Raw genomic sequence first — 12,994 nt, forward strand, 5'->3', positions numbered from 1 at the left:
TCAAGGGTCATGTGTACAGCTTTTCTTTGCTTATATTTTGCCATTTTAGGAATAATCTGGAAACTTTCTTCATAGGATATATATAGGCAGGCTGAAAAAACAAAGTTTTGAAAAACAGAAAGGGAGTTACAGACATGAAAAAAAGAGGAAGAAGATGTTTGATTTCATTACTCCTCGGGCTCTGCCTTCTGATGCCGTCACAGATGAAGGTATTGGCGGCAGATGCACAGGAAGACAGTAGTTCTGTACAGGCTGTAGAGGAGGCGATGCCAGATCAGGAAAATGCTACTACAATAGATGAAAATCAGATTGACAATATGATGCAGGATGACCAGGATATTGCAGTACTTGCAGATAATTATCCTGCTACAGGTAAGATCACTGCAAAAGTATATCTGAGATATAGTAATGCGATACCAGAAAAGATAAACCAAGCTTTTACTGCGGGTGAGTTTGGACCTTCGGGTAACAATACTCCATATTTTACAGTTACGGTGAATTTGGACCAGTTGAATAAAAAGCCAGTAAAGACTTATGTAAAAAACTATGGTCGGACATGGTACATCTACTATTCCATTGACAGTGATGAATCTTGGAATCCAGGAGATAAGGCAGATACTGCGAACCGGGTGCAAAATGCTACGAATCTCTGGGAACAAGCAATTTTTCAGGCCATGAGCAGTACGGATCAGAAGAAGTTTGAAAATGTATTTGGAAGCAATATGTTTGTAGGTTATGTCCTGAAACGGGAGAATGATGGCTGGCATATTGACGGAATTCTGAAGAAAGATCCACCGGTTTATGTAGTGGAGTTATATGATCAGAATGATCAGGCATTATTTGCAATTTCTTCCAATGAACAAAAACTTCCAGGTGTTACTTATGCAGATTTTAAAACGAAAGTGGAAGAAGCACTTGGTGGAACGAATTATCAATATCTGACAGAGGAAAAAGACCGGATTGTTCTGAACTACGACAAAGATGGGCGGATATGGCGGGTGACTATCACGCCAAAGATAGATGGGGCAGATAAAGATTATGCAGGAATTTATCATGTGGATCCGACAAATAACAAGTTTTCTTACCGGACTGTTTCGAGGAATACCTATTATCTGAGTCGGATGAAGATTAAAATAGAAGATGTGACACCGGTCAATCTGACCATATCCAAGACTGTAAAAGGCAGTGCGGCAAATCCAGCCGAACATTTTACATTTACACTGACTGCATCCGGATTGGCAGGAAAGACATTCGATGTAATTTATAATGGAACCCAGAATTGTTCACAGACACATGCCTCACAGATTATATTTGATCAGTCAGGAAATGCCAGCGTAGTTCTGAAAAATGGTGAGTCAGCTACGATACAACAGATCACATCTGGAGACGTTAGGATCAAAGAAGAAAGTGGAGATTACTGGGCTTCTGTTACTGTAAATGGTGCTGATGAGAGATATAACCAGGAGAATGGCATCCTGCTTAATATTGACAATACGAATGTCACAGCTGCATTTACAAATCAGATGGAGCAGCAGCCAGTGACAGGGATTGCCATGATGACATTTCCATATGTGCTGATTCTTTGTATCGCAGTGCTGGCATTGGGATATGTATATGCCAGAAGAAAGAGAAATGTATGAGACAGAACAAAAAGGAGAATAAGAACAAGAGGAAAAATGAAGAATGGCTTCGGAAAGCCAGGCATGCATCATCTGTAAAGGATATTGCACATGTTATTGAAACTATGCAATTTCACAGAATATTTGGACTGGTTGATGAACAGGAAGTGTGGGATAAGCTTCTGATTCTGGACGAAATGTATCGTAGAGTCTTTTTTATCCAGGAAGAAAAGTTCCGCATGCAATTAAAGGAGAAACATGGAGCAGAGTATACAATCTAACCGGGCAGGCAGTACGGAAGAGGTAATCCGGCAAAGAAGGCAGCGAACGATACTTCGGAAGCTTCGTGGCAGTGATCTTAGAAAAGCAGCATTTCTTGCGGTCTTTCTTGTGCTTCTGTTCAGGTGTGTGTTCGGAGTGACATTTGAGTATGGAAGCGATATGAAACCGGCAATCGGTGACAAAGATCTGTTATTATACTACCGCCTGCAGGACTCATATACGGGAGGTGATGTAGTCGTATATGAAAAGCGAGGAGTAGAGATGGTCGGAAGAATTGCGGCGATGCCTGGTGAGACAGTGGAAATTACGAAGGACGGACAGCTTGTCATAAATGGTTATACACAGGCAGATATAAACCAGGAAGATATGTATAATCCGGGAAATGAAAATGGTACAGGAAAAGTAACGCTTAAAAGTCAGCAATATTATATTTTAAGTGATGATCACAGTGTGTCCAGAGACAGCAGGACACTGGGAGCAGTATCGAAAAACGAGATCCGGGGGCTTGTTATCACTGTGATCCGAAGAAGAAATATATAATCAAAAAAGAAATAAAAAAGTTGCTTTAGAATATGGAAAGGAATGTAAGGTATGAAAAAGTTTACTAAAAAACTGGTAGCATCTATGCTGTCCACAGCAATGCTTATGGGTATGTCATTAACTGCATTTGCAGCGAATTCGCAAACACAGGGAATTAGTGTTAATGGATATTCTGGCCCTGGAAGGCAGATTACCAATACCTGGTCAGTTGCAGAAAATGGATTACTCAATGATTCAGAAACATTTGATTTTGCATTAGAGTACACAGGTTCTGATGCAATCGGAACCAATGCTTCGAGCACACCGACATTTAATGGAAGTGAAATGACACAGAATAATGCTACAAAGACGGCGCAGATTACATCAGCATGGAAGACAAAGGCAGCAGGCGGAGCAAGTTCCAGTGAAACATTGTCTTATGATGAGTTATTCGACGGAATTAGATTTACAGCTCCGGGGTTATATCACTTCATGTTAAGAGAGAATCCGGGACACAATCCCAATATTGCATATTCTGATCAGTCTTATTTGTTAGACGTTCAGGTTGTATGGGAGACAGAAGACAACGGATCCCAGACAGGAAATTTAAAGGTGTCAGGCATTGCAACAACGAGTGCAGCAACCAATCAGAAAAGTGAAGGGGCAGGATTTGAAAATACAGAAGCTGATGCAGAATCTTTAAAAATTACAAAAACTGTTTCCGGAAGTGCTGCAAATAAAAATGATGAGTTCACTTTTACTGTTGTTGTGAATGGAATTGACGGAACTTATTCTACAAACAAAGCAGATGTTACAGTGACAAATGGAGAGAAAACTACATTTACACTGAAACACGGCGAGACGTTTGAAATTAAAAATCTTCCGGCAGGGGCAGACTATACTGTAAACGAAATTGACCCAAAAGGGTATGATACAACAAATGTCAGTGTGAATGGTGAAAATGCAGTTGAAAGTAAGAGTGCAAATGGAATAATTAATCTGGATGCAACAAACACAGTTGCTTACACCAATATTGACACAGTTACTCCACCGACAGGTGTGATCCTTCATTTTGCCCCAGTCCTTCTTGCATTTGCAGCAGCGTTCGGTGGATGCCTCGTATTTTTCCGTCGTAAAAGAATCTAAGGATGGAACGAACGCCGGAGTATTATCTGACTAAAGGGCTTGATATGGTTGTAAATGGCGTGGCGGCAGTTATTTTTTTATGCTGCCTCGCCTATGCCGGTTATGCGCTGTGGGACAACTGGAGCATTTTAGATGGCTCGGAAGATGCACTGAAAACGATGGTGGAATATAAACCAGACGAGGCAGAAGGACTTTCTTATAATTTCAGTCAGCTTATGGCTATGAATCCGGATGTATGTGGATGGATTGTTATGGATCATACAGGAATCGACTATCCAATAGTTCAGGGAGAGGACAATTTTGAATATCTGGATAAGGATGCACTTGGAAATCCGGAGATATCCGGAAGTATCTTTTTGGACTGGCAGAATAATCGGAAGTTTACAGATCCATATATGGTACTTATGGGGCATCATATGCAGGCAGGAAAAATGTTCGGTGATCTGGATAAATATAGTGATGAGACATTTTTTCGGAAAAATACAACTGGGAAAATTTATCTGCCGGATCGGGTGCTGTACCTGGAAACAGCTGCGTTTCTTACAGTAGATGCATATGACAAATATATTTATCGAACCCAGTGGGATAATGTATCGGAAAGGCAGGAGCTTTTGAAACGCATTTATGAACAGGCGCAGTATACAAGAGGAGAAGAACTTACGACGGAAGATCAGATGGTAGCACTGTCGACCTGTTCTACAAGCGGAACAAATGCAAGACATGTTCTCATATGCAGGATTGTGCACAGCAGTGCTTCGGAGGAAGGAAGTGGAAAAGTATATGTGGAGACGGAAAATGAATGAGAAAATGCGGGGGATAAATATACAAGAGAAGGCAAGTATGTGTGGAAAAAGTAAAATGTGGCTGGTAATGGTAGTTTTTGCATTGATATCTACAGCGATGCTATCTTCAGTGAAAATTCATGCAGCAAGTGCAGAAGAAAACCAGATGGCAGATGTAGAAACAAATTATGTGACAGCGGTAGAGAATACACAGGAGCAGATAACGGTCAATATTCCTGTGAAATTAAAAATTACTGGAAACTCGCAACAAAACGAAACATTTTCATTTCTATTAAAACAAAATGATGAACAAAACCCGATGCCGAAGATTTCAAAAGTTCAGATAACAGGAACAAAGAAAGATGCATTTCAAATTCAGTACGAAAAGCCGGGGGTGTACAGATATACGATCAGCCAGGTGGCTGGTGATGGAAAAAACTGGATATATGACCAGTCCGAGTATTCCCTGGAAGTCTATATTATGAGAAATGAACAGACAGATACGTTACAGTCACTTATTATCGCATACAATGCAAAAGGCGAGAAAGTTGATCCTGTTTTTATGAACAGATATCAGGCACCGGAAGCTAAACAAAAAAGCATGACGGTCAAGACCGGAGACAGCGCAGATATAAAAACTCTGGCATGTCTGATGTTAATCTGTGGAGGAATTATGATCGGGACTTACGAATATAAAAAGAAAATAGAAAAAAAGTAATTGTTCATTAGTTGTTATATGCAAAAAGAAAATAACAGACAGAAAATTTCACAGGAAAGCAGAGCGCATCACCTTATTATATGATTGTAAGGTGAGCGCTCTTTTAATCTATAACTGAAGTTTATATATAGAGATTAACAATTTGAGGACTATTGTAGGGAGTGTTAAACTATAAATAGTACGTATTTTACAGATGGGAGGAAGCATTATGGTAAAAAAAGGAACCTGTGGTTTATGTCAGGGTGGCTGTGCAGTTATTTATACCATTGAAGATGGAAAAATTGTGAAAGCAGAACCGGATAAAGAATCTCCGAAAGGAAGATTATGTCCAAGAGGAGCATTGGTACCAGATATTCTTTATGGGGAGGAGCGTATCAAACGTCCATTGATCAGAGTTGGTGAGCGTGGAGAAGGAAAATTCCGCGAGTGCAGTTGGGAAGAAGCTGTTGACAAAGCTGCGGAATTACTGAAAAAAACCGCAGATACATATGGCGGAAGATCTCTGGCATCTTACTATGGACGAGGTATCTTAGGGCTTCCTGTAACAAGACTTTGTGGCAAAGGTGATGGAAGCGGCAAAGGAAAATTTCTTATAAATCTGGGTTCTGTCAATGATATGAATTGTTCATCCATCTGTAATCTGGCTTCCAGTACAGTTACGCCTGGAACGCTTATGGGTCTGAATACGAGAATGATGGTGCAGGAGATTGAAGAAAGTGATTATATTATCTCATGGGGTAAAAACTCTGCCAGTGACGATGGCCCGCAGGTGATGTTGCATCGTATTAAGGAAGCTCAGAAGCGAGGAGCAAAATTGATCGTGATAGATCCAAGGCAGGAAGGACTTGGCAAGATTGCAGACTGGTGGATTCCGATTACGCCGGGTTCCGATGGAGCACTTGCCCTTGCAATGCTGAAACTGATTATAGACAGTGGACGTTATGACCATGAATTTATTGAGAAATATACAAGAGGATTTGAAGAGTTTAAAGCTTATTTGGATACACAGACAATGGAGCAGCTTTCAAAATGGTGTGGCATTTCAGTGACAGATATTGAAAAGCTGACAGATATTTTCTGTTCTACTGCAAAGATTCCGCTTGTTGCCTATACGGGTCTGGAATATCAGCTCAGTGCAATTCAAAATAACCGTGCAATCTTTGTATTGTGGGCAATTACCGGGAAGTTGGACGCGCCGGGTGCAATCTATCTGAATGCAAAAGGACTGGAGACGCCGAAGCTTTTTGAAATACCAGAAGATGACAAACCAATCGGAGTAGATGAATTTCCGTTATTTTATAAATTCAGTGGTCTGGGACAGTTTTCGCGTTTTCCGAAAGCAGTATTAGAAGACGAGCCATACCCGGTCCGTGGACTTATGATTTTAGGAGGATCGCCGGTATTGTCATTCCCGGATAGTAAAAGCTGGCGTGAAGCATATAAAAAATTAGATTGCCTGATCGTTCTGGATCGTTACTTTACAGAAGATGCCCGATATGCAGATGTAGTTTTTCCGGCCTGTTCGTTATTCGAAGTGCCAAAAGCTGTACCAGGACCAGAAGGACCACATATTGTGGAACCCCTGATTGAGCCAGTCGGAGAATCTAAAAACGATGTGTTAATTATGGGAGCAATTGCCAAAAAACTTGGATTTGGTGATAAACTTCCACAGACAGAAGAAGAACTTAGAAGCTGGCTTCTTAGTGGAACTGCGCCATATGCAGGAGATTTTGGGACAAGTGCAGACCAGAAAAAAGAAAAGCATTATAAGAAATATGAGACAGGTGAGTTAAGAGTAGATGGAAAACCGGGATTCCCGACACCGTCCGGAAAGCTAGAAATTTGTTCTACAATTCTGGAGGAAAATGGATTTGTCCCATATCCAGAGTATAAGGATGTTCGTTCAATTCCGGAACTTGCTGGTAAAGAATATCCATTTACTATGACAAGTGGAGCAAGAAGCAATAACCGTATGGGTGTGTTTGGGGCAAATCTAGATAAAATTGCTGAGATTGAACCGTATCCGTTTGTAGATATCAATGCGGAAGATGCAAAAGAAATTGGTATCGAAGATGGCGACATGGTAAAAGTAATAACGCCATTCGCAGACGGAACATTTAAAGCGAAAATCCGTGGCATTGCAAGACATGCAATACATATTCCACATGGAGGTGGAAGCGCCTATATGGCAGAACCTTGGAAAAATGGAAATGTCAATGATTTGTGTAGTCTGGACTATGCAGATCCGATGACAGGATTTGTACTTATTAAATCTGTACCATGCCGAGTAGAGAAAGTATAGTAAACAGTAATAATAAAAATGATAAAAAAATAACGATAAAAGTATAAGAAAAAGGATTGACTTTTTTTAACATAGGTGATAAAAAAGTACTATGTGAATAAAGAATTTGCTTGATAGAGGTGCGGGATTCATCAGTAATGATCGGCGACAGCTTGGGAAGCTGCCGGACATGAAAGGGGAGACCGCCGAAGAAAATGTAACATCCCAAGTACATTTTCTGGGGCGTGGCAGAATATGCTGCGAACTGTCACATCGGTGGAGCGCTATCAGAGTATAATAAAGAATAGACCGTAAGGAGAAAGAACGGGATATTTGGACTGATGAATTATACCGTGAGTGCACGACGCAGATGCATTCACGGTTTTTCTATTTAGATTTATAGTTGACATGAAAATGTTTCATGACAGGTATGAAAAACAGGTATAAGATCTGTGGTAGAAAAGATATAACCAGGCAGAGCTTTATTCCGAAAATATTAAATTACATAAAGGAGTAGAGATTATGTTGAAAAAGAGAAAACTGGCAGCCTGGGGGGCTGTAGTTTGTCTTCTGATGCTGGCTATGAGTTCTGTCACAGTTTTTGCAGCAGAAGAGACAACAGAGTATGTGCCAAAGATGTATGCATCTTTTTGGGCGCTGGTGCCACCGGTTGTAGCAATCGTGCTGGCGCTGATCACAAAAGAAGTTTACAGTTCTTTATTTGTAGGAATTGTGATCGGAGGACTTTTCTGGTCAGGATTTTCATTTGAGAATACAGTACTTCATGTATTTCAAGATGGTATTGTAGGGGTTCTGACAGACAGCTATAATATGGGAATTTTAGTATTCCTTGTGATTCTCGGAATCATGGTGTGCATGATGAATAAAGCAGGAGGTTCCGCTGCATTTGGCCGTTGGGCGAGCGTACACATTAAGACAAGAATTGGAGCCCAGCTTGCGACAATCGTGCTTGGAGTTTTGATTTTTATTGATGATTACTTTAACTGCCTGACCGTTGGAAGTGTTATGAGACCAATCACAGATAAGCATCAGGTATCAAGAGCGAAGTTAGCTTACCTGATTGATGCTACGGCAGCCCCGGTATGTATCATTGCACCGATTTCCTCATGGGCGGCAGCGGTTACCGGATTCGTAGAGGGAGAGGACGGATTTTCCATTTTTCTCCGTGCCATTCCATTTAACTATTACGCACTTCTGACAATCCTGACCATGGTTCTTCTTGTTGTGTTAAAGATTGACTATGGCTCAATGCGTGTCCATGAAGATAATGCATTAAGAGGAGATATTTATACTACACCGGACAGACCGTACGCAGATGCACAGGATGATGTAGTTGAAGAAAAAGGCGGCGTGATCGATCTTGTATTTCCAATTCTTGTACTGATTGGCTGCTGTATTATCGGAATGCTTTACAGTGGAGGATTTTTCAGTGGCGTTAGTTTTGTAGAAGCATTTTCAGCCAGTGATGCGTCAGTCGGACTGATGCTTGGAAGCTTCTTCGCATTTGTGATCACGGTTATTTTCTATGCACTTAGAAGAGTACTGAAGTTTACAGATTCTATGGCATGTATTCCAGACGGATTCAAGGCTATGGTGCCGGCAATCCTGATTCTGACATTTGCATGGACACTGAAAGCTATGACAGACAGTCTTGGTGCAGCAGAGTATGTGGCAGGAGTTATGGAGACGGCTGCGACAGGACTTGTGAATTTCCTCCCGGCAATTATTTTCCTGGTGGGTTGTTTCCTTGCATTTGCGACCGGAACTTCCTGGGGAACATTCGGAATTTTGATTCCAATCGTAGTTGCTGTATTCCAGGGAACAAATGAAACGATGATGATCATCTCTATCTCAGCCTGCATGGCAGGTGCGGTATGCGGCGACCACTGTTCGCCAATCTCTGATACGACGATCATGGCATCAGCCGGAGCGCAGTGCAATCATGTAAATCACGTATCGACGCAGCTTCCATATGCTATGACTGTGGCAGCAGTATCATTTGTGACTTATGTCATTGCAGGATTTGTACAGAACGCGTGGATCTGTCTGCCAATCGGTATTGTGCTGATGACAGGAACACTTTTTGTGATCCGTGCAATTACAGGAAAAGAAGAATAAAAGAACTAAAAGAACATTTGCCTTAAGAAATGGATTCGGTTTTTAGGATATTTCTAAAGAGCAGATGTTTTTTTATATAATAGGGAATTGCATTTCCTATTATATAAAAAATCCTCATGTATTCCAAAGGGCTTACAGTTTATTTTATGGAAAAATGTGATATAATAGCCTCAGTGTATGAGAAAGGAGAACATCGGCAAGTTTATGAGTGTAAAAGACTTAACGACGTATGAAGTATTAAAAGACGAAGATTTAAAGGGTATTAAAGCGAAAGGAAAGCTTTTAAAGCATAAGAAAAGTGGTGCGAGAGTTCTGCTTGTTGAGAATGATGACAATAACAAAGTGTTCAGCATTGCATTTCGGACACCGCCGTCAGACAGTACAGGAGTTCCGCATATTATGGAGCATTCCGTACTCTGCGGGTCAAAGAATTTCCCGGCAAAGGATCCATTTGTAGAGCTGGTGAAGGGATCTTTGAATACATTTTTAAATGCAATGACGTATCCGGATAAGACTGTTTATCCGGTGGCAAGCTGTAATGATAAAGATTTTCAGAATCTGATGCATGTATATATGGATGCGGTTTTGTATCCGAATATTTACAATCATGATAAGACATTCCGTCAGGAGGGCTGGAGCTACAAACTGGATGAAAAAGATGGCGAGCTTTCCTACAATGGAGTTGTATACAATGAGATGAAGGGAGCATTTTCCTCACCGGAGGGAGTTCTGGATCGGGTTGTTCTGAATACCTTGTTCCCGGATAACTGCTATGCAAATGAGTCCGGTGGAGATCCGGAGGTGATTCCACAGCTTACTTACGAGCAGTTTCTTGATTTCCATAGAACATATTACCATCCGTCCAACAGTTATATTTATCTGTACGGAGATATGGATATGGAGGAAAAACTTCGCTGGCTTGACGAGGAATACCTGTGTCACTATGACAAAAAGGACGTAAACTCAGAGATTCATTTGCAGAAGCCATTTGATGAGGTACAGGAGAAGACTTTTGAATATTCTATAGCAAGCGATGAATCTACAGAAGAGAATACATTTCTTTCTTATAATAAGGTCATTGGAACAACATTGGACCGAGAACTCTATCAGGCATTTGAAATCCTGGATTACGCACTGTTATCTGCACCGGGAGCACCGCTTAAGAAGGCCCTTACCGATGCCGGAATCGGAAAAGACATTATGGGTTCTTATGACAACGGTGTGTATCAGCCTATTTTCTCTGTTGTTGCGAAAAATGCAGAGGAAAGTCAGAAAGATGAGTTTGTGAAGGTGATTGAAGACGTTCTTAGAGATCAGGTGAAGAATGGCATCAACCAGAAAGCGCTGCTGGCAGGAATCAACTACAACGAATTCCGATACAGAGAAGCTGATTTTGGAAATTATCCAAAAGGACTTATGTATGGACTCCAAGTCATGGATAGCTGGCTTTATGATGAAAACCAGCCGTTTATCCATATTGAGGCGTTAGAGACATTTGAATTTTTAAAGAACAAAGTTGGAACCGGATATTATGAAGAACTGATCCAGAAGTATCTGCTTGACAATACACATGGAGCAATCGTAGTGGTCCGCCCGGAGCAGGGACGTACAGCACGTCTGGATGCACAGCTCCAGGACAAGCTTCAGAAATATAAAGAGTCATTGAGCAATGCAGAGGTTGAAAAACTGGTGGCAGACACGAAGGCGCTGGAAGAGTACCAGTCTGAGCCGGAAGCGATAGAAAATCTGGAAAAAATCCCGGTACTGCGCAGAGAAGACATTTCCAGAGAGATAGCCCCATTCTTTAATGAAGAAATGAAGCTGGCAGATGTGCCGGTTGTTTATCATGAGATTGAGACAAATGGAATCGGATATGTGAACGTTATGTTCGATCTGTCCGGTGTCAGTGCAGAAGAACTGGCGGATGTTGGAATCCTGCAGTCAGTACTTGGAATTATTGATACAGAGAATTATGAATACAGTGAGTTATTCAATGAGATAAATGTAAATACCGGAGGAATCGGTACATCACTGGAGCTGTATAATAATGTGACACGTGTGAAAGAAAAAGAATTCAAAGCGACATTTGAGATCAAAGGAAAAGCATTATACTCACAACTTGAGAAAACATTTGCCATGATGGCAGAGATTCTTACGGCATCAAAACTAGATGATACGAAACGAATCCGGGAGATTCTCGCTATGTTGAAATCAAGGCTGCTTATGAAGTTCCAGTCTTCTGGACATACGACCGCAGCACTTCGTGCACTGTCTTATGCATCACCGTCTGCTAAATTCAAAGATATGACAAGCGGAATTGACTTCTACAAACGAGTTGCCTATATAGAGGAACATTTTGACGAGGAAAAAGAGGCGTTATCGCAGAGATTGTACGCACTGACAAAGAAAATCTTCCGTCCGGACAATATGATGATCAGCTATACAGCGGCAAGAGAAGGTCTTGAGGGCATGGAGCCGAGAATCGCAGAACTAGCCGGAAAGCTCAATCATGAGAAAGTAACAGAGACACCGTGTATCATTCATTGCGAGAAAAAGAATGAAGGATTTAAGACTGCATCAAAAGTTCAGTATGTAGCACGCACTGGTAACTTCATAGATCGTGGCGTAGAATATACAGGAGCACTGCAGATTCTCAAAGTGATCTTAAGCTATGATTATCTGTGGCAGAATATCCGTGTCAAAGGCGGAGCTTACGGTTGCATGAGCAGTTTCAACCGCATCGGAGAAGGTTACTTTGTGTCTTACCGTGACCCGAATTTAAAACGTACCATTGATGTATATGAGGGCGTGGTAGATTACCTGGAGAACTTTACTGTCAGTGACCGTGATATGACAAAATACATCATTGGAACAATCAGCAACATTGATCAGCCAATGACACCGGCGACCAAGGGCGAACGTTCTATGAATCTCTACATGAACAAAGTAAGTGCCGAGATGATTAAGAAAGAACGCGCACAGATCCTGGATGCGTCACAGGAAGATATCCGGGCACTTGCCAAGGTGGCAAAAGCAGTACTGGCAGCAGACCAGTTGTGCGTCATTGGTGGAGAAGAGAAAATAGAAGAAGATAAAGAATTATTTGGCGATGTGACAAGCTTTTAACCAGGGACGTAGCATTTCGTTAAAATACTACGCCCCATCAGTGATTAGGGGTGTCCCTAATTGAGAGGTTGTTAACAGTTAAATATAAATTATAAGAAAAAAGGGCTTCAGGAATTGATCAGACGAATCTCTCAAAATCAGGTTGAAAAGGTTGTTGTTTTATATAAAGATAGGCTATTGCGATTTGGTTTTGAGTTGATAGAATATATCGCTTCACTTTATAATTGTGAGATTGAGATTATTGATAATACTGAAAAATCTGAACAGCAGGAACTTGTTGAAGATCTGGTTCAAATAATCACAGTATTCAGTTGCAAATTACAGGGGAAACGAGCGAACAAAGCTAAGAAACTTATCCGGGAATTGATACAGGAGGAAACAG

The 12,994-nt window shown here is 41.1% G+C and carries 9 protein-coding genes, 1 pseudogene and 1 riboswitch; all 10 genes and pseudogenes read left to right on the forward strand.

The window, feature by feature from the left end:
• Positions 1-134 precede the first annotated feature (134 nt).
• Positions 135-1,640, forward strand: coding sequence for a hypothetical protein (locus LI164_RS02035; protein ID WP_227086673.1), 1,506 nt, complete (start codon positions 135-137; stop codon positions 1,638-1,640).
• A complete protein-coding gene (locus LI164_RS02040) occupies positions 1,637-1,900 on the forward strand; it encodes a hypothetical protein (protein ID WP_117649314.1) in 264 nt (87 codons plus the stop codon). Before LI164_RS02035 ends, LI164_RS02040 begins: the two co-directional genes overlap by 4 nt.
• A complete protein-coding gene (lepB, locus tag LI164_RS02045; protein WP_117649312.1) occupies positions 1,878-2,441 on the forward strand; it encodes a signal peptidase I in 564 nt (187 codons plus the stop codon). The genes LI164_RS02040 and lepB overlap by 23 nt, the downstream gene beginning before the upstream one ends.
• Positions 2,442-2,492: 51 nt before the next feature.
• Positions 2,493-3,566: a DUF5979 domain-containing protein gene (locus LI164_RS02050; protein ID WP_227086674.1), complete on the forward strand. Its 1,074-nt coding sequence runs from the start codon at positions 2,493-2,495 to the stop codon at positions 3,564-3,566.
• A 2-nt stretch (positions 3,567-3,568) separates the two neighbouring features.
• Positions 3,569-4,369, forward strand: coding sequence for a class B sortase (srtB, locus tag LI164_RS02055; protein ID WP_227086675.1), 801 nt, complete (start codon positions 3,569-3,571; stop codon positions 4,367-4,369).
• The gene (locus LI164_RS02060) at positions 4,362-5,066 is read left to right on the forward strand and encodes an FctA domain-containing protein (RefSeq protein WP_227086676.1); all 705 of its coding nucleotides are present in this window, start codon (positions 4,362-4,364) and stop codon (positions 5,064-5,066) included. Before srtB ends, LI164_RS02060 begins: the two co-directional genes overlap by 8 nt.
• A gap of 208 nt (positions 5,067-5,274) precedes the next feature.
• A complete protein-coding gene (locus LI164_RS02065) occupies positions 5,275-7,368 on the forward strand; it encodes a molybdopterin-dependent oxidoreductase (protein WP_227086677.1) in 2,094 nt (697 codons plus the stop codon).
• A gap of 106 nt (positions 7,369-7,474) precedes the next feature.
• Positions 7,475-7,642: riboswitch (Lysine riboswitch) on the forward strand.
• 227 nt (positions 7,643-7,869) lie between these two features.
• A complete protein-coding gene (locus LI164_RS02070; protein WP_117612933.1) occupies positions 7,870-9,486 on the forward strand; it encodes a Na+/H+ antiporter NhaC family protein in 1,617 nt (538 codons plus the stop codon).
• Between the two features lie 204 nt (positions 9,487-9,690).
• Positions 9,691-12,612, forward strand: a complete 2,922-nt coding sequence (locus tag LI164_RS02075) for an insulinase family protein (protein WP_227086678.1) — start codon at positions 9,691-9,693, stop codon at positions 12,610-12,612.
• Between the two features lie 84 nt (positions 12,613-12,696).
• Positions 12,697-12,994 (forward strand): annotated as a pseudogene (locus LI164_RS02080) (IS607 family transposase); the annotation flags it as partial.

Source organism: Dorea sp. 210702-DFI.3.125, assembly GCF_020560945.1.
In the GTDB taxonomy this organism is placed as follows: Bacteria; Bacillota; Clostridia; order Lachnospirales; family Lachnospiraceae; genus Dorea; species Dorea formicigenerans.